General features: G+C 44.7%; 16 protein-coding genes and 3 tRNA genes. 17 read left to right on the top strand and 2 right to left on the bottom strand.

Annotation, left to right across the window (positions count from 1 at the left end; genetic code table 11):
- The first annotated feature begins 124 nt into the window (after nucleotides 1-124).
- The 4 genes from AACR09_RS00850 to AACR09_RS00835 all read left to right on the top strand — a co-directional run bounded on the left by AACR09_RS00850 (nucleotide 125) and on the right by AACR09_RS00835 (nucleotide 1,710).
- Nucleotides 125-209 (top strand) — tRNA-Leu (locus tag AACR09_RS00850).
- A gap of 29 nt (nucleotides 210-238) precedes the next feature.
- Nucleotides 239-313, top strand: a tRNA-Gln gene (locus AACR09_RS00845).
- A 108-nt stretch (nucleotides 314-421) separates the two neighbouring features.
- Nucleotides 422-506 (top strand) — tRNA-Leu (locus AACR09_RS00840).
- A gap of 157 nt (nucleotides 507-663) precedes the next feature.
- Nucleotides 664-1,710, top strand: coding sequence for a lactonase family protein (locus AACR09_RS00835; protein ID WP_193835892.1), 1,047 nt, complete (start codon nucleotides 664-666; stop codon nucleotides 1,708-1,710).
- A gap of 71 nt (nucleotides 1,711-1,781) precedes the next feature.
- Here the strand turns inward: AACR09_RS00835 and AACR09_RS00830 are convergent, their stop codons facing one another.
- A complete protein-coding gene (locus tag AACR09_RS00830) occupies nucleotides 1,782-2,957 on the bottom strand; it encodes a 2-octaprenyl-3-methyl-6-methoxy-1,4-benzoquinol hydroxylase (RefSeq protein WP_102497394.1) in 1,176 nt (391 codons plus the stop codon).
- 308 nt (nucleotides 2,958-3,265) lie between these two features.
- Between AACR09_RS00830 and miaB the strand changes: the two genes are divergently transcribed.
- From miaB to lnt, 5 genes are all read left to right on the top strand, one after another.
- Nucleotides 3,266-4,690, top strand: coding sequence for a tRNA (N6-isopentenyl adenosine(37)-C2)-methylthiotransferase MiaB (gene miaB / locus AACR09_RS00825; protein ID WP_004735256.1), 1,425 nt, complete (start codon nucleotides 3,266-3,268; stop codon nucleotides 4,688-4,690).
- 164 nt (nucleotides 4,691-4,854) lie between these two features.
- Nucleotides 4,855-5,976, top strand: a complete 1,122-nt coding sequence (locus tag AACR09_RS00820) for a PhoH family protein (protein ID WP_193835891.1) — start codon at nucleotides 4,855-4,857, stop codon at nucleotides 5,974-5,976.
- Nucleotides 5,977-6,438, top strand: a complete 462-nt coding sequence (gene ybeY / locus AACR09_RS00815; protein ID WP_004735254.1) for an rRNA maturation RNase YbeY — start codon at nucleotides 5,977-5,979, stop codon at nucleotides 6,436-6,438. It abuts the gene before it with no gap.
- Between the two features lie 120 nt (nucleotides 6,439-6,558).
- Complete coding sequence (gene corC / locus AACR09_RS00810; protein WP_004735253.1) at nucleotides 6,559-7,449, top strand: CNNM family magnesium/cobalt transport protein CorC; 891 nt, start codon at nucleotides 6,559-6,561, stop codon at nucleotides 7,447-7,449.
- A gap of 32 nt (nucleotides 7,450-7,481) precedes the next feature.
- Nucleotides 7,482-8,999, top strand: a complete 1,518-nt coding sequence (gene lnt, locus AACR09_RS00805) for an apolipoprotein N-acyltransferase (protein WP_193835890.1) — start codon at nucleotides 7,482-7,484, stop codon at nucleotides 8,997-8,999.
- Between the two features lie 118 nt (nucleotides 9,000-9,117).
- On the opposite strand, the gene AACR09_RS00800 is transcribed toward lnt, so the two are convergent.
- The gene (locus tag AACR09_RS00800) at nucleotides 9,118-9,588 is read right to left on the bottom strand and encodes a zinc ribbon-containing protein (RefSeq protein ID WP_004735251.1); all 471 of its coding nucleotides are present in this window, start codon (nucleotides 9,586-9,588) and stop codon (nucleotides 9,118-9,120) included.
- A gap of 265 nt (nucleotides 9,589-9,853) precedes the next feature.
- On the opposite strand from AACR09_RS00800, the gene leuS reads away from it, so the two are divergent.
- The 8 genes from leuS (at nucleotide 9,854) to AACR09_RS00760 (ending at nucleotide 19,006) form a co-directional block, all read left to right on the top strand.
- Nucleotides 9,854-12,430 carry a leucine--tRNA ligase gene (gene leuS / locus AACR09_RS00795; protein WP_004735250.1) on the top strand — a complete coding sequence of 859 codons (2,577 nt, stop codon included), beginning with the start codon at nucleotides 9,854-9,856 and terminating at the stop codon, nucleotides 12,428-12,430.
- Nucleotides 12,431-12,610: 180 nt separating this feature from the next.
- Nucleotides 12,611-13,252 carry an LPS-assembly lipoprotein LptE gene (locus tag AACR09_RS00790; RefSeq protein WP_193835889.1) on the top strand — a complete coding sequence of 214 codons (642 nt, stop codon included), beginning with the start codon at nucleotides 12,611-12,613 and terminating at the stop codon, nucleotides 13,250-13,252.
- A gap of 9 nt (nucleotides 13,253-13,261) precedes the next feature.
- Nucleotides 13,262-14,287: a DNA polymerase III subunit delta gene (holA, locus tag AACR09_RS00785; RefSeq protein WP_054548033.1), complete on the top strand. Its 1,026-nt coding sequence runs from the start codon at nucleotides 13,262-13,264 to the stop codon at nucleotides 14,285-14,287.
- A gap of 64 nt (nucleotides 14,288-14,351) precedes the next feature.
- Nucleotides 14,352-14,669 (top strand): ribosome silencing factor, encoded by a 318-nt coding sequence (rsfS, locus tag AACR09_RS00780; RefSeq protein ID WP_004735247.1) that lies wholly within the window; start codon nucleotides 14,352-14,354, stop codon nucleotides 14,667-14,669.
- Between the two features lie 3 nt (nucleotides 14,670-14,672).
- Entirely contained in the window at nucleotides 14,673-15,143 is a 471-nt protein-coding gene (rlmH, locus tag AACR09_RS00775; protein ID WP_004735246.1) for a 23S rRNA (pseudouridine(1915)-N(3))-methyltransferase RlmH, read from the top strand.
- 6 nt (nucleotides 15,144-15,149) lie between these two features.
- The gene (mrdA, locus tag AACR09_RS00770) at nucleotides 15,150-17,042 is read left to right on the top strand and encodes a penicillin-binding protein 2 (RefSeq protein WP_193835888.1); all 1,893 of its coding nucleotides are present in this window, start codon (nucleotides 15,150-15,152) and stop codon (nucleotides 17,040-17,042) included.
- Nucleotides 17,042-18,163 (top strand): rod shape-determining protein RodA, encoded by a 1,122-nt coding sequence (gene rodA, locus AACR09_RS00765; RefSeq protein ID WP_004735244.1) that lies wholly within the window; start codon nucleotides 17,042-17,044, stop codon nucleotides 18,161-18,163. Before mrdA ends, rodA begins: the two co-directional genes overlap by 1 nt.
- A gap of 3 nt (nucleotides 18,164-18,166) precedes the next feature.
- On the top strand, nucleotides 18,167-19,006 hold the full coding sequence (locus tag AACR09_RS00760; RefSeq protein WP_193835887.1) for a septal ring lytic transglycosylase RlpA family protein: 840 nt from the start codon (nucleotides 18,167-18,169) through the stop codon (nucleotides 19,004-19,006).
- The last annotated feature ends 13 nt before the right edge of the window (nucleotides 19,007-19,019 follow it).

Below are 19,019 nucleotides of genomic sequence, written 5' to 3'. Positions count from 1 at the left end.
AAGGCACTGGCTTTTGATGCCAGCATTCCCTGGTTCGAATCCAGGTAGCCCAGCCATTACAACGTTACTTAGACAAACCATAAGTCTTCTTAACTATACTCTTCGCTAGAGTAAAAGCTTTGCTGCGGTCGTGGCGGAATTGGTAGACGCACCAGATTTAGGTTCTGGCGCCGAGAGGTGTGAGAGTTCAAGTCTCTCCGACCGCACCATTATTTAGATATCTTAATTGATATCCTGTTGGGCTATCGCCAAGCGGTAAGGCACTGGCTTTTGATGCCAGCATTCCCTGGTTCGAATCCAGGTAGCCCAGCCACTATTTAAACTCTTTGTTTTTACTTGGCTTGTTTTTAAGCTAAATAGCAAACTAAGAGCACAACGTTACATCGAATCACCAATGTCGATATAACTATAAAGATTTGCTGCGGTCGTGGCGGAATTGGTAGACGCACCAGATTTAGGTTCTGGCGCCGAGAGGTGTGAGAGTTCAAGTCTCTCCGACCGCACCATCATTGAATAAACCCCAGCTTTTTAGCTGGGTTTTGTTTTATCTGGAATATGCAATTCTGCTAGCCAAGTCACCAAGTATTCTCTCCTATAACCTCACTTTTAATACGATTTTATAAGACAATGTCTGCTCCACTTTCTAATTGAGTATGACTGCCTATGAAAACCCTCCCATTAACGATCGGTTGCTACACGGATACGCCAAGTAAAAGCCAAGGTGTCTATCAAACTCAGTTAGATCTAGAAACAGGAAAACTATTACCTCTAGAGCTTATTGCCGAATGTCATAACCCCTCTTTTATCACCGCGACAAAGTCTGGAATCTATACAGCATCTGAGGTTGAGCAAAAGAAACTACCGAAACTCATTCATATACCTAATGTTGATTCACAAATCGCGTCCAATACAGGCCTAATCTCGGGAGATCACCCCTGCCACGTTGCGATAGATCCACACAATAAATTTGCTATCACTTCCCAATACTCGTCAGGTACATTTGATATCTTTAGCTTAAGTATCAATGGCAACATCGATAAACGACTCAAAACAATCAAGATGGTTGGCTCAGGGCCGAACAAAGAGAGACAAACTAGCCCACACGCCCATCAATGTTTGTTCTTACAAAACTCACCACAGTTTGTGACTGTCGATCTCGGCACCGATCGAATCAACTTCTATTGCTTTGACGAAGAGCAAGAAGAGTTCCTTGATGAGCCAATGCAGTCTATTAAAGCGCCTGTAGGAAATGGACCTCGTCACCTAATCTTCAACAAAGCTGAAGATACAGCCTATGTAATCTGTGAGCTCTCTGAAACGATATTGATTTTGGAAAAGTCTTTAGGTATTTGGAATATAGTGGATGAGGTTGATGCCTTACCTAATATGGAGAAGGGAGAAGCCGCAGCTGCGATTAAGCTATCCCCTGATGAGCAATTCCTTTATGTGTCATGTCGACACCAATCAAGAATCAGCAGCTTCAAAGTCGATTCTGAGACTCAAAAGCTGACTTTCATTGATAGCTACGACACTGAAGGTAAATTCCCAAGAGACTTCCATATAACTGACGATGGGAAATGGCTTATCGCCGCCAACCAGCACTCCAACAACATCACCTCATTCAAGCGAGATCATGAGGATGGGTCTTTGGTTTATACAGGGTACTCGTTAGACCTTGATGCACCAGTTTGTGTCACTCAGCAACAATAAGCATTACAGCAAAAACAAAAAAGGAGAGCATCGGCTCTCCTTCTCTATATAAATAACCTGATCTAGCCGTTTTAAAGGCCCAAGGCATATTTCAATACTTGAGCTTTAATCGGCCCTGAGCTTTCCGCTAATTTTAGTGCAGCATTGCGGACAAACTTTAGAGGGCCAATGTCATTACTGAAGGTTTTATAGAAGAAGTCCATTCCACTCTGCATCACTAAGTTGTCACTTCTTCTCATCACTTCATAGCGTCTTGCTACAGATTGATTCAATTCGCCTTTTTCATTGGTGACATCCAATAGTACTGAAACATCTTTAAAGCCCAAGTTGACGCCCTGCCCTGCTAAAGGGTTAATCGTATGCGCTGAATCACCGACTAAAATGCAATTATTCTTCGAGTATGATTGAGCATGACGTCGTGTCAGAGGAAAAGATCCAGAATTCAATACCTTGATATCACCTAGCTCTTTAGGAAAGTTAGCGAGTACTTCATTTCGTAACTTTTCAGGGGTCATCGATGATAATTGCTTAATGCGAGATGGGGAGTCATACCAGACCAACGATCCCTGCCCGACTTCTTGACCGTCCGAGGTTAGAGAACATAATGGCAAAAATGAACGAGGACCACTTGGTAGGAATTGCTGCCAAGTAATATCTTGCTGGGGAAGTTCTGTTTCTACATTGATAAGCATGCAGTGCTGTCGGTAATCCCAAGCGGTAATACCAATCCCAGCTTGCTGACGAACGGCTGAATTCGCGCCATCAGCACCAATCACCCACTTCGCTGATAACTCAGCTCCAGATTGAAGCTTAACGATATTGGTTTCACCAAACTCAATCTCATCCAGCTTTTCTGGGCATAACAGTTCGAGATTGTCGTAGGCATCAAATTGAGACCATAATCCTAGTTGAATGAGCCTATTCTCAACGATATAGCCTAGACGGGGCAGATCCAGTGATGCAGCATCAAATCGAGTACGACACTCTGGATGCTCCCACGTTTCTAAACGCTTGTAAGAACACACGCGCATCGCTGCGATATTTTGCCACGCACCAAGATCTTCAAGTAAATCGACCGATGCTTGAGAAATCGCAGACACACGAATATCCATCGCTTGTGACTCATCAAAAGCTTGTGGGGCAAAACCTTCGATCACCGCAACACTCAGCCCTTGCTTTGCAAAGCCGACCGCTGTTGCTGCGCCAACCATGCCGCCACCGACTACCACAATATCGTAACTGTTCATATTTTGTACTTATCAGTTTGATTCTTTGACTGTTTATGATTGTACTTTTTCATAACTAACTTGTAACCAAAAACCTTATTCGAAAAAAGGGTTATCCCTTATGGTATATGGCGTTAACAATAATAAAAACCACTACATAAGAGATTTGTTCAGACTACTAGTCAGTCGGTTTTGAAACCAGTACAATACGCCGCTTGCCGCTAGAGCCAGTCATAAAATTGAATACCTAATTATGACAAACAATGCTGGCGGATGAATAATGGGCGATTTGCTCCCTTAAATTAAACTAACGATCGAGCGAACATATAATGAGTAAGAAACTGCTAATTAAAACTTGGGGCTGTCAGATGAATGAATACGATTCATCAAAAATGGCCGACCTGCTTAACGCTGCAAATGGCTATGAGCTAACTGAAGTACCTGAGGAAGCAGACGTACTACTATTGAATACTTGTTCTATCCGCGAAAAAGCGCAAGAAAAAGTATTCCACCAGCTTGGTCGTTGGAAAACGCTTAAAGATAAAAAAGAAGGTGTGGTGATCGGTGTGGGTGGCTGTGTAGCAACTCAGGAAGGTGACCACATTCGTCAACGAGCACCATACGTAGACGTTATCTTTGGCCCACAAACATTACACCGTCTGCCAGAGATGATTAAGTCATCACTGTCTAACGAAAAGCCAGTAATGGATATCTCATTCCCTGAGATCGAAAAGTTCGATAACTTGCCGGAACCTAAAGCAGACGGCGCAACAGCCTACGTTTCTATCATGGAAGGTTGCTCTAAGTACTGTACTTACTGTGTTGTGCCATATACTCGTGGTGAAGAAGTTAGCCGTCCAATGGATGATGTACTCTACGAAGTTGCACAACTGGCAGAGCAAGGCGTACGCGAAGTAAACCTACTAGGCCAAAACGTAAACGCATTCCGTGGCCCTACTTACGAAGGCGACATCTGCACATTTGCAGAACTACTTCGCCTAGTTGCGTCTATCGATGGTATCGACCGTATTCGTTTCACTACAAGCCACCCGCTTGAATTTGGTGATGACATCATTGAAGTTTACAAAGATACGCCAGAGCTAGTGAGCTTCTTACACTTGCCTGTACAAAGTGGTAGTGACCGTATTCTTACGATGATGAAACGCCCGCATACGGCAATCGAGTACAAGTCTATTATCCGCAAACTGCGTAAAGCTCGTCCTGATATTCAAATCAGCTCAGACTTTATTGTTGGTTTCCCTGGTGAATCTAAGCAAGACTTCCAAGATACAATGAAGCTAATTAAAGAAGTTGATTTCGATATGAGCTTCAGCTTTGTTTTCTCTCCTCGTCCAGGTACACCTGCCGCAGATTACCCATGTGATGTACCAGCACAAGAGAAGAAAGATCGCCTGTGGGAGCTGCAACAGACAGTCAACACACAAGCTATGCGTTTCTCTCGCCTAATGCTAGGTACAGAGCAGCGTATCCTTGTTGAAGGTCCATCAAGAAAGAATCTAATGGAACTGCGTGGCCGTACTGAAAACAGCCGTGTTGTGAACTTCGAAGGTTCTGCTGATCTTATCGGACAGTTCGTAGATGTGAAGATCACTGAGGTTTACACCAACTCACTACGTGGTGAGCTAGTTCGCACAGAAAAAGACATGGGTCTACGCGTTGTAATGACTCCAGCAGAAATGATGGAAAAAACAAAACGTGAAGACGAGCTAGGTGTAGCAACATTTACGCCATAGCCAATACAACTGTTTGAGCACAAAGCGCAAACACAAAGCTTGAAATTACCTAACTAAGTGACCATCTTAGAAATAGGGATATCACCATCCAGAAGCCCGGTCTAAATCGGGCTTCTTGCTCTTTTTTTTATTTAAGAGTGAGTGGCACAAAATGAGAGGCTAATTTGAGCAATAAAATCGTTACCTTAGAGATAAATCTAGAGCCAGCAGACAACAAGCGCTTGGCAAGTTTATGCGGACCATTCGACGACAACATCAAGCACCTTGAGCGTCGCCTTGGTGTAGAGATTAATTACCGTAGCAACTTTTTCACCATTGTCGGTAAGCCTCACACAACTGCCGCAGCTTTAGACATCATCAAACACCTCTATGTTGAAACGGTTCCAGTTAAAGGCAACATAATCGATATCGAACCAGAGCAAGTGCATCTGGCGGTCACTGAGTCTGGTATTTTGGAGCAACAGGTCGAGTCTGAAATCGACTACGGCAAAGAAGTGACCATTAAGACTAAAAAAGGCGTCATCAAACCACGCACACCGAATCAAGCTCAATACCTAATGAACATGGTTACTCATGACATCACCTTTGGTATTGGACCTGCTGGTACTGGTAAAACATACTTAGCTGTTGCGGCTGCGGTCGATGCACTTGAACGCCAAGAGGTTCGCCGAATTCTGCTGACTCGCCCTGCTGTTGAAGCTGGCGAGAAGCTTGGTTTTCTACCCGGTGATTTAAGCCAAAAAGTAGACCCGTATTTGCGTCCACTTTACGATGCACTATTTGAGATGCTTGGCTTTGAGCGAGTTGAGAAGTTGATTGAACGTAACGTAATTGAAGTTGCGCCATTGGCTTACATGCGTGGTCGTACATTAAATGATGCGTTTATCATTCTTGATGAGAGCCAAAACACCACGGTAGAACAGATGAAGATGTTCTTAACCCGTATCGGTTTTAACTCACGCGCCGTGATCACAGGTGATATTACGCAAATCGATTTACCTCGTGGAGCTAAGTCAGGTCTGCGTCATGCAACGGAAGTACTCAACGAAGTGGATGACATTAGCTTTAACTTCTTCATGTCTGAAGACGTCGTTCGCCACCCTGTCGTTGCTCGTATCGTGAATGCGTACGAGAAGTGGGAAGCAAAAGACCAGAAAGAACGCAAAGAGTTTGAAAAGCGCAAACGTGAAGAGCGTGAAGCAAAACTTCTTGAAGCTCAGCAAGCCGTTACGACACAATTAGCAACACAAAATAGCTCTGTAATTACAGAACAAGGTGATAAATAGATGTCTATTGAACTAGACCTGCAAATAGCGGTCGAAAATGAGCAAGGGCTTCCAACTGAGCAAGATATTCAGCTTTGGTTGGACAAAACAATTCCTCAGTTTCAAGAGAATGCCGAGCTCACCGTTCGTATTGTTGATACAGAAGAGAGCCACCAGCTCAATCATGACTATCGTGGAAAAGATAAGCCAACTAACGTACTGTCTTTCCCATTTGAAGTACCACCAGGAATGGAATTAGATCTACTGGGTGACCTCATTATCTGCCGCCAAGTTGTCGAAAAAGAAGCAGAAGAGCAAAATAAGCCTCTGCTAGCACACTGGGCTCATATGGTTGTACATGGCAGTCTGCATCTGCTAGGTTATGATCATATCGAAGATGATGAAGCTGAAGAGATGGAGTCACTCGAGACAGAAATCATGCAAACTATGGGGTTTGAAGACCCGTATATTCTAGAAAAGTAAATTGATTCTAGTAAAGTAGGTTGCAGAGAAACAATAACTCATCGAACCTGTGATTTTCGCAGGAATCTGAGTTGTAACGTGTGCTATCACACTTCTGATAGCGTTATTTTTTGAGAAATCATGAACGAAGGTAACCCCCCCACTTCTGAGGGAAGTAAAAAATCTGAAGGTCCGAGTAGAAAGTCCTTCTTTGAACGCCTAGGCCAACTATTTCAAGGTGAAGTAAAAGATCGCCAAGAGCTCGTAGATGTAATCCGCGACTCAGAAATTAATGACCTAATTGACCACGACACGCGCGACATGCTCGAGGGTGTTATGGAAATTTCAGAGATGCGAGTACGCGATATCATGCTGCCTCGCTCTCAAATGGTTACAGTTGAACGCACCGATGATTTAGATACATTGATTGCGCTTATTACTGATGCTCAACACTCTCGCTACCCAGTGATCAGTGAAGATAAAGACCATGTTGAAGGCATTCTATTAGCGAAGGACCTACTTAAGTATTTGGGTTCAGAAAGTGCCCCATTTGATATCGAACAAGTGATTCGCCCTGTCGTGGTTGTTCCTGAAAGTAAGCGAGTTGATCGCCTGCTCAAGGAGTTCCAAGAAGAGCGTTACCACATGTCTATCGTTGTCGATGAGTTTGGCGGTGTTTCTGGCCTGGTAACCATTGAAGATATCCTCGAAGAAATCGTTGGTGAAATTGAAGACGAGTTCGACGATGAAGAAGAGCTAGATATTCGTAAGCTGAGTAAGCATACCTATTCGGTTAAAGCTTTAACCACCATTGAAGAGTTCAACGATACGTTTAACACTTCCTTTAGTGATGATGAAGTTGATACTGTGGGTGGTATGGTAATGACAGCACTCGGTCATCTGCCTGTGCGTGGCGAAATTGTAGAAATCGGAAACTACCATTTCAAAATAACATCCGCAGATAACCGTCGTGTGATTCAGCTACAGGTAACCATCCCTGACGAGCAGCCTCTTCCGACTATCGAAGAATAACAACTTCTCTCTAAAGAGATGACAGAAATTAGATGACTAAGACCTTTATTCATCGCCTATTACGGCCGCTTGCGGCCGTTTTTGTTGGCGCTATAACAACCCTTTCATTCGCTCCATATTCAATATGGTCTCTTGCTATTATCAGCCCAGCTTTGTTGCTGTTACTGATCCACAACCGTTCTCCTAAAAGTGCGCTTTGGATTGGCTACGGATGGGGTTTAGGCCAATTCGCAACAGGTATCAGCTGGGTATACGTCAGCATCGATCATTTTGGCGGCATGCCACTGGCAGCCAACCTGTTTTTGATGGCATTGCTCATTGGCTACCTAGCGGTTTATTCAGGCCTATTTACCTGGAGCTTAAACAAGTACTTCCCTGCTAATAACCTAAGTCGCTTTTTCCTCGCGGCTCCTGCATTGTGGTTAATCAGTGATTGGCTGCGTGGTTGGGTAATGACGGGCTTTCCTTGGCTTTGGCTTGGCTACAGCCAAATCGATTCTCCACTAGGCTCGTTTGCACCGATTGGCGGTGTCGAGTTAATTACTCTGGCAGTCATTGTCTCTGCATCTGCACTCGCTTATATGGTTATCAACAAAGCATGGAGTGTTGGCATCATCCCTGCGATCGTATTCAGTGCAGGTTTTGGCATTCGAAATATCGATTGGGTGACACCGAACTCTGAAAAAACAACCTCAGTGGTATTGATTCAAGGCAATGTAGATCAAGACAGTAAATGGCTACCAAGCCACCGCTGGCCTACGATGATGAAGTACACAGATCTAAGTAGAGAAAACTGGGATGCCGATATCATCATTTGGCCTGAAGCCGCTATTCCAGCATTCGAAGTTGAGATTCCATCTTTCTTACGTAACTTAGATAGCGCAGCGAAGATGAACAACAGCTCAATCATCACTGGCGTACTCAATCAGTCTGAAGATAAGAAGTACTACAACAGCGTTCTTTCTCTAGGTGTCAATCCATACGGTGAATACAGCTACGATCCAGACGAACGCTACCATAAACATCACCTATTGCCATTTGGTGAGTTTGTGCCGTTTGAAGATATCTTGCGCCCATTGGCACCGTTCTTCAACTTGCCGATGTCATCATTTAGCCGTGGCGATTTTGTTCAACCAAACATCGTGGCAAATGGCCGTCACTTAGCGCCTGCGTTGTGTTATGAGATCGTCTTTAATGATCAAGTTAGACAAAGCGTGACTGATGAGACGGACTTTATTTTAACCCTCTCTAACGATGCGTGGTTTGGTCGTTCGATTGGCCCACTGCAACATATGGAAATCGCACAGATGCGTGCTCTAGAGCTTGGTAAGCCCGTTATTCGCTCGACCAACAATGGTGTGACGGCAGTAACCGATTACAAAGGCAACATCATCAAGCAAATACCTCAGTTTGAAACGGCCGTATTAAAAGCTGATCTCATTTCAACTGATGGGCAAACGCCTTTTCACGCAGTTGGTACTTGGCCACTGTATATCTGGGCAATGCTCAGCTTGGTGATTGGCTGGGTAATTAGAAAGCCAAAGAGCTAGATTCGAGATTCGAGATTCGAGATTCGAGATTCGAAGAAAGTGATTTGAGGGTTGGCTGATTGGGTCAACCCTTTTTTATTACTGCGGTGTAAAGTTGATGGTGCTATGGCTATCGTGTTTACGGCTTAAGTGCTTTACGGCTAAACCCTGTCGCCCCACACTTGATACATGGAATGATATTGGTCGGGTGGTTGTATTCGGTTTGATGTCCACACTCATCACAGACAAGCGTCCCGAGCCCGATAACCTCATCCGCTTGATACAACCCTTGATGTTCTAAGTCTTGGAACAATTCAACCCATTCCACCTTAGTGCGATCAGTGATATCCAACAATCCTTGCCAAATAGAGTCTGTGATCATCAAATAAAATGGACCACCTTTACTCTCTTCATAACTTTCGGAAAACTCTTTTAAGTCCGACTTCACATAGGCCGAGATTAATGAGAGCTCATCTTTGGTCATGTCATTGGCTGCTTTCGCATACTTACCTGACGTTTCGATTTTGTTGTTAAGCTCTTCAGGACTATGCTTCAGCGTTTCTATCACCTCTTCGACGACTTCTTCATAGAGTGCTTTTTTCTTCGGCATAACGACCTCCTTAAGATGACCAAGCTTTATCTTAGTGAACGGGGCCGTAGTTAAGCGACCAGTTCCTAACAAACAAATGCAATTCATACCCTTAAGTATAGCTGTCCTAAGTAATTTGGTTGAATTTACGCAATCAACCGTGCAGCAACTGCAAGTATGAAGGGTATAACTATTGTTGTACTAAGCTCCTTTAGGTATTCTATGACGATCTGTAAGATTCTGTTCTAACCGAACTCACAAATTCCAAGATAACCGGATACCATCGATGCAAGAACAATATAACCCGCAAGAGATTGAACAAAAGGTTCAACAACACTGGGATGACAGCGAGACTTTCGTTGTAAGTGAAGACCCAAATAAAGAAAAATTCTACTGTCTTTCTATGTTCCCGTACCCAAGTGGCCGACTGCACATGGGTCACGTGCGTAACTACACCATCGGTGATGTGGTATCTCGTTTCCAACGTCTACAAGGCAAAAACGTAATGCAGCCAATCGGTTGGGATGCATTCGGCCTACCTGCAGAAAACGCAGCTGTAAAAAACAACACAGCGCCTGCTCCGTGGACTTACGAAAACATCGAATACATGAAAAACCAGCTTAAACTTTTAGGCTTTGGTTACGACTGGAAACGTGAATTCGCAACGTGTACGCCTGAGTACTACCGTTGGGAACAAGAGTTCTTCACGAAGCTTTACGAACAAGGCCTAGTTTACAAGAAGACCTCTTCTGTTAACTGGTGTCCAAACGACCAAACTGTACTAGCGAACGAGCAAGTAGAAGACGGTTGCTGCTGGCGTTGTGACACTCCAGTAGAACAAAAGAAGATCCCACAATGGTTCATTAAGATCACTGAGTACGCTCAAGAGCTGCTAGACGATCTAGACAACCTTGAAGGTTGGCCTGAAATGGTTAAGACCATGCAGCGCAACTGGATCGGTCGCTCTGAAGGTGTTGAACTATCTTTCGCTGTTAACGGTGAAGAAGCGCCGCTAGAAGTGTACACAACACGTCCAGACACACTAATGGGTGTTTCTTACGTTGGTATCGCTGCAGGTCACCCTCTTGCAGAGAAAGCATCACAGAACAACCCTGAGCTTGCAGCATTCGTTGAAGAATGTCGTAACACCAAAGTGGCTGAAGCTGAACTTGCAACGATGGAAAAGAAAGGTATGGATACTGGCCTAACAGCTATCCACCCTCTTAACGGTCGCGTTGTTCCTGTTTACGTAGCTAACTTCGTTCTTATGGATTACGGCACAGGTGCTGTAATGGCGGTTCCTGCTCACGATCAACGTGACTACGAATTCGCAACTAAGTACGGCATCGATATCATCCCAGTAATCAAACCTGAAGACGGTTCTGAGCTAGATGTGTCTGAAGCGGCTTACACTGAGAAAGGTGTACTGTTCGATTCTGGCGAATTCGATGGTCTTGCGTTCCAAGAAGCATTCGATGCAATCGCTGCGAAACTTGAAGCTGAAGGCAAAGGTAAGAAGACTGTAAACTTCCGTCTGCGTGACTGGGGTGTATCTCGTCAGCGTTACTGGGGTGCTCCAATCCCAATGGTAACCACTGAAGACGGTGAAGTTCACCCAGTACCAGCGGACCAGCTGCCAGTCATTCTTCCAGAAGACGTGGTAATGGATGGCGTAACTAGCCCAATCAAGGCAGATAAGTCTTGGGCTGAAACAACATTCAACGGCGAGCCAGCTCTACGTGAGACTGACACGTTCGATACGTTCATGGAGTCTTCATGGTACTACGCACGTTACTGTTCACCACAAGCTGATGACATTCTAGATCCAGAGAAAGCAAACTACTGGTTGCCAGTTGACCAATACGTTGGTGGTATCGAGCACGCTTGTATGCACCTGCTTTACTCTCGTTTCTTCCACAAGCTTCTTCGCGATGCGGGTTACGTGACATCTGATGAACCGTTCAAGCAGCTTCTATGTCAAGGCATGGTTCTGGCTGACGCGTTCTATCACACGAACGAGAAAGGCACGAAAGAGTGGATTGCTCCAACTGACGTGACTATCGACCGTGACGCGAAAGGTCGCATTGAAAAAGCTGTCGACAACCAAGGCCGCGACGTTGAACACTCAGGCATGATCAAAATGTCTAAGTCGAAGAACAACGGTATCGACCCACAAGAGATGGTAGACAAGTACGGCGCTGATACAGTACGTCTATTCATGATGTTTGCATCGCCTGCAGACATGACGCTTGAGTGGCAAGAGTCTGGCGTTGAAGGCGCAAATCGCTTCCTTAAGCGTGTTTGGAAACTGGTTCACGCTCACTCTGCTAAGGGTGCAGCTGAAGCTGTTGACGCTTCTGCGCTATCTGGTGACCAGAAAGCACTTCGTCGTGATATCCACAAGACTATCGCGAAAGTAACGGACGATATCGGCCGTCGCCAAACGTTCAACACAGCCATCGCTGCAATCATGGAACTGATGAACAAGCTAGCGAAAGCACCTCAAGAATCTGTACAAGATCGTGCAATCCTTGATGAAGCGCTAAAAGCAGTAGTTCGCATGCTTTACCCAATGACTCCACACATCTCTTACGAAATGTGGATTGCTCTTGGTGAATCAAACGTAGACTCAGCAACATGGCCAACGTTTGACGAGAAAGCGCTAGTTGAAGACGAGAAAACTATCGTTGTCATGATCAACGGTAAGCTACGTGCGAAACTAACCGTTGCTGCTGATGCAACAGAAGAGCAAGTTCGTGAGCTTGGTCTAAACGATGAGAACGCTAAGAAATTCCTAGATGGCTTAACTATCCGTAAAGTTATCTTCGTACCAGGCAAGCTTCTAAACATCGTTGCTAACTAATTTCTTTAGCACAGTACAATTGCTAAAGAATTAACGAACTTAATTCATCAAAAGCAGTCTTTAGACAGGGTGCAACATTGTCCTGTCTACTTATTTAAGTGCTTTAGACCGAGAGCCCTACGATTCGAAAGCTCTAAAGCCTTTAAATAAGTATTCTACCTTCATGAGAGCCATCAAATAATGCGCCTGATTTCACTATCTTCATTGAAAGTTACTGTTGTTGTTTTAACCGTTAGCCTACTGAGTGCCTGTGGTTTCCACCTGCGTGGTGACTATTCTGTACCAGAAGAACTCAACAAGATTTCTGTGACCAGTTACGACCAATACAGCACGTTTACACGTATGATGAAAGGTCAGCTACGTATGAATGATGTAGAAATTGTGCCACCCGCTGAGAACACACCTAACCTGCACATAATTAGTGAGGGCGTAGGTGAACGTACCCTGTCTCTTTACCAGAATACTCGCGCAGCCGAAAAAGAGCTTACTTTCCGTGCTTCATACCGCGTCACGATTCCTGAACTCGGCTCAAAAACATTCTCGACTAGCGTAACCCGTAGCTACCTAGACAACCCGTTAACTGCACTCGCGAAATCGGTTGAGCGCGACATGATTGAAGATGAAATGCGTAAGCTTGCAACAAGCCAAATTCTTCGTCAGATGGCTCGACTAAAAGCGAACATCGCAGCTGATAGCATGGATCTGGATACGCTAGAACATGTTCAAGTGAAAGAGCTTGAGAAACAATACAACATCAAGAACGTCGAAATAGATCCAAGCTCTACGGAAACGGCAGAGCCCGTCGAATCGGCTGAACAATAGGTTTATTTGATGCGCATTTTTGCTGACCGCTTATCAGAGCAACTTGCTAAACAGCTAAGTAATGTTTACCTCATTTTCGGTAACGAGCCTCTGCTGTTACAAGAGAGTCGAGAAGCGATTCAAAAGGTTGCAAAACAGCAAGGCTTTGATGAACGTCACCGCTTTGCTATTGATAACAGTCTCGACTGGAATCAAGTCTATGACTGTACTCAAGCATTAAGCCTGTTCTCTAGCCGTCAAATCATCGAACTTGAACTGCCAGAGTCCGGAGTCAATGCTGCGATAGCCAAAGAGCTACTGGCAATCTCAGAGCATATCCACAGCGATATTCTGTTGGTCTTGATTGGTACGAAGCTAACCAAGGCTCAAGAAAGTGCTAAATGGTTTAAAGCACTGTCTAATCAGGGTCACTGGATCAGTTGCCTAACGCCAGATGTCAGCAGATTGCCTCAGTTTGTCCAAGCGCGCTGCCGTCAAATCGGCTTATCTCCAGACCCTGAAGCGATTCAAATGCTGGCACAGTGGCACGAGGGTAACCTATTTGCTCTCACTCAAAGCCTAGAAAAGCTAGCGCTCCAGTACCCTGACGGAAAACTTACCCTAGTACGCTTAGAAGAATCACTAAGCCGCCACAACCACTTTACTCCATTCCATTGGAGTGACGCGTTACTGGCTGGAAAAGGTAATCGTGCACAACGAATTCTAAGACAACTGGAAGCTGAAGGTGTAGAGCCAGTCATTTTACTGCGTAGCATACAACGTGAACTTGCCTTGCTATTACAAATGCAGCAACAAATGAAACAGATGCCGATCGGCCAAGTATTCGAAAAACACCGTATCTGGCAATCTAAAAAGCCTCTTTATAACGCTGCGCTAACAAGAGTTTCGATTTCTCAATTACATTCGTTGTTTGCGTTGCTGACTCAAGCCGAATTGATGACAAAAACTCAATATGAACAGTCGCCTTGGCCACTAATTCATCAGTTAAGCGTAGAGTTTTGTATCCCTTCAGCTTCAATCCCATTTCACGCATAAAAGCGTGGTATATTCTAGGGTCAACAGATCCTAAAAAGCTAAATTCAGATTAAAGGAACACCCCGTGTTACGTGAAGAACTAAAAGATTTTCTTGCAGACAAAGCCGACGACATGAAAGCAGAGTCGATTGTGACTATCGATGTAGAAGGCAAATCAAGTGTTACTGATTACATGATTGTTTGTACTGGCACCTCTAAGCGCCATGTTGCCTCTATCGCACAACATGTTGCCGATGAAGTGCGTAAAGCTGGTATGCAACCACTAGGCATGGACGGCCAGCAAGAAGGTGAATGGGTTGTTCTAGATATGGGAACAAGCATGCTTCATGTTATGCAAGAAGAACATCGTGAGCTGTACCAACTAGAAAAACTTTGGGGCTAAGCGTTGAAGATCCAGTTAATCGCAGTTGGTACAAAAATGCCAAAGTGGGTCGAAGAAGGCTTTAAAGAATATAAACGCCGCTTCCCTCATGATATGCCATTAGAACTCATTGAGATCACTGCGGGGAAACGTGGTAAAAATGCGGATATTGCACGTATTCTTCAAAAAGAAGGCGAAGCAATGTTGGCAGCAGTGCCAAAAGGCAACCGCATTGTCACGCTTGATATCCCAGGTAAAAAGTGGGATACCCCACAACTGGCAGAACAATTGGAAAGTTGGAAGTTGGATGGACGCGACGTTTCTATCCTTATTGGCGGGCCTGAAGGATTAGCACCTGCGTGTAAAGCGGCTGCAGACCAAAGCTGGTCTCTATCGGCGCTTACTCTCCCTCACCCATTAGTACGCGTTATCATGGCTGAAAGCTTGTATAGAGCTTGGAGCATCACTGCTAACCACCCTTATCATCGAGAATAAGCGTTAATGTTACGTAAACGTAGCCAAATCCGTGATTACAAAGCAGAAGCACGACTATTTACTAGTCGTGCTTTTGTTGCGTTTGCGGGGATCATAGTCATGATGTCGATGTTGGTTGTTAACCTGTACAACATTCAGGTCAACCAATATCAAGACTATAAAACCCGCTCTAACGACAATCGTATCAAGGTCGTTCCCATCGCGCCTAACCGTGGTTTGATTTACGATCGCAACGGTGTACTTCTTGCCGAAAACCGCCCTGTTTTCAACCTAGAAATTACGCCCGAAAAAATCAAAGATATGGATGACACGCTCGTCCGTCTACAAACGTTAATCGAGATTCCACCTGAACGTATCGAGCGTTTTAATCGTGATCGACGCAATTCACGACGCTTCAAGTCAGTGCCTATTCTGAATCAGCTCAGCGAAGAGCAAGTTGCAGTATTCTCTGTAAACCAGCATAAATTTCCGGGTGTTGAGGTAACAGGCACATTAAAACGTTTTTATCCGTATGGTGATGTACTGACTCACGTTATTGGCTATGTATCCCGTATCAACGATCGCGATATACAGCGCTTAGTACGAGAAGAAAAAGACGCCAATTACAAAGCAACACGTGACATAGGTAAACTTGGTATTGAGCGCTACTACGAAGACATGCTGCACGGCACCGCGGGTTATCAAGAAGTTGAAGTAAACAGCCGTGGACGAGTGATTCGCACACTAAAATTTGTCCCTTCGGTTCCAGGGAAAGATATCGTACTTAACTTAGATATCAATCTTCAACTATATGTGCACAAACTGCTCGATGGACGCCGTGGCTCTGCCGTCGTTCTCGACCCGAAAGACAATGGCGTGTTAGCGATGGTGTCTAGCCCAAGCTACGACCCGAATGCATTTGTGCATGGTATCTCCTCTAAAGGTTATAACGCCCTACTACAAAATAAAGATCGACCTTTGGTTAACCGTGCCACATTAGGTATTTATCCACCAGCTTCAACGATCAAACCGTTTATCGCCGTTGCTGCTCTACAAGAAGGTGTGATTACACCAAATACAACGCGTAATGATCCAGGCTATTGGAAAATACCTAACTCTAAAACCAAGCCGTTTCGCGACTGGTTACGTTGGGGACACGGTGTTGTTGATATAGAGAAAGCGATTGAAGAATCAGTTGATACCTTCTTCTACCAAATCTCCTTTGATCTAGGTATCGACCGTTTGTCTCAATGGATGATGCTATTCGGCTTTGGTGACTATACAGGCATTGATATTTACGAAGAAAGTAAAGCCAACATGCCAACTCGCGAATGGAAAATGGCAAGACACCGTGTGCCTTGGTACCAAGGTGACACCATCCCTGTTGGTATCGGACAAGGCTATTGGACGGCAACACCGATGCAAATCGCAAAAGCCACGTCTGTATTGGTCAACGAAGGTGAAGTAACAGCGCCTCACCTATTACGTGCGACGATCGATAATGGTCAGCCATTCGATGACCAAACGGTATCAGAGATCGAAACTTATCCTCCAATCACTGGTGTTAAGCAGAAATACTGGGATATCGCGCAAGAAGGCATGAGACTGGTAAACCACGGTAAGAAAGGTACTGCAAGACGTTCATTCCAAAAGATGTCTTACCAAACCGCTGGTAAATCAGGAACTGCGCAAGTATTCGGTCTCAAAGAAGACGAAGAATACAACGCGGACGAAATCGCAGAGCATTTACGCGATCATGCACTCTTTACTGGTTATGCTCCTTTTGAAGATCCAGAAGCTGTTGTGACTATCGTATTAGAAAACGCAGGTGGTGGCTCATCAAATGGCGGCCCTGTCGTTAGAAAAATATTAGACCATATTATTCTCGCTGAAGAAGATGAAAGTAAGGCAACAAAATAATGAAACTTGATCCTTCTACTGGACGAAATAGAGCCTTGTTTGAAAGGCTCCATATCGATCTTCCATTACTGCTCGGTATTCTGGTGTTGATGGGCTTTGCCTTATTGATCATGTACAGCGCCAGCGGACAAAGCCTTGCGATGATGGATCGCCAAGCAATGCGTATGGTGCTGTCTTTAGGTGTCATGATCTTCCTAGCGCAACTTTCGCCTCGTACCTATGAAACCTTGGCCCCGCTGTTATTTGCAGGTGGTGTCATCTTACTCTTGGGCGTGTTGTTCTTTGGTGAAGCATCTAAGGGTGCCCAACGTTGGTTAAATTTCGGTTTTGTTCGATTCCAACCCTCTGAACTATTAAAGCTTGCGGTACCTTTGATGCTGGCTCGATTTATCGGTAAGCGATCACTGCCGCCAACCTTTCAAACATTAGCGATCTCGCTAGTGATGGTGTTTGTACCTACCATTTTAATCGCTAAGCAACCCGACTTGGGTACATCCATTCTTATCGCCGCATCCGGTATCTTCGTAATATTCTTGGCTGGTATAAGTTGGAAAATCATTGCTAGTGCCGCCATAGCGTTAGGGGCATTTATCCCAATATTATGGTTCTTCTTGATGCGTGAATATCAAAAAGTACGAGTAAGAACCCTTTTTGATCCTGAATCAGATCCATTAGGTGCGGGCTACCACATCATTCAAAGTAAGATTGCGATAGGTTCTGGTGGTGTATCAGGAAAAGGTTGGCTACAAGGTACTCAATCTCAATTAGAATTCATTCCAGAGCGCCACACTGACTTCATTTTTGCGGTAATTGCCGAAGAATGGGGCATGATTGGTATTTTGTTCTTGCTTGCTATCTACCTATTCATTATTGGACGGGGTTTAGTGCTCGCGAGCCAAGCTCAAACGGCATTTGGTCGAATGATGGGCGGCAGTATTGTACTGAGCTTCTTCGTTTATATCTTTGTAAACATTGGCATGGTAAGTGGCATTCTACCTGTAGTTGGGGTCCCTCTTCCGCTAGTCAGTTACGGCGGCACCTCGATGGTTACCCTCATGGCTGGATTTGGTATTTTAATGTCGATCCATACACACAGAAAAGCATTCTCAAAGGCGACCTAATCGATGTCTATTACAACGTTTCCAAAAAAAGCATCCTTGGTTGATGAGCTGCCAATCAAAAAAATAGTCTCTATCTTAGGGCTAGCGATTTTAATCAATGGTTGTTCTTCAAAGCAACCAACAGGCCGCTACGATATTGATTCAGATATTGCACCGGATGCACCTATCTCGGTGGAGCACCTAGAAGACGCTCACCCGCAGTATGAACCTTACAGCTTAGGTGGTAACACTAATTACACTTTGCGTGGCGAAGACTACAAGATCGTAAAGAAGACCGAAGGTTTTACCGAGAAAGGAAAAGCATCTTGGTACGGTAAGAAATTTCATGGCCATTTAACCTCAAATGGCGAGATCTACGACATGTATTCGATGTCTGCAGCACACAAAACATTGCCGATTCCGAGCTATGTAAAAGTGACGAATACCGATAACAATAAAACGACGATTGTTCGTATCAATGACCGAGGTCCATTCCACGAAGGCCGAATCATTGACCTTAGTTATGCGGCAGCTTACAAGCTCGACGTCTTGAGAGCTGGCACCGCAAATGTTGAGATAGAAGTCATCACCGTGGCGATGCCAACCGACGCGAATAAAAAGGCCGCTTTGCCGCAATTTATTATTCAGGTCGCCACCTCTCCACATGAAGATAGGACCGAGAAGTTAGCCAAAGATCTAGGCGAAAAGCTAGCTGTAGCAACGTTCTTGCAGCCAAATGACGATAACTACCGTCTGATGCTAGGGCCATTTCATGACTATGCTCTGACTCAAGAAAAATTAGAACAAGTTAAGCTAATGGGTTACCCGTCAGCTTATATAAAAAAACACACACTAACCCGCTAATTAATCTAACAGT

The organism is Vibrio sp. OPT20, assembly GCF_963889365.1.
GTDB lineage: Bacteria > Pseudomonadota > Gammaproteobacteria > Enterobacterales > Vibrionaceae > Vibrio > Vibrio splendidus.
The sequence above is the reverse complement of the archived record's forward strand: the minus strand, read 5'-3'. Positions and strand labels throughout refer to the sequence as shown.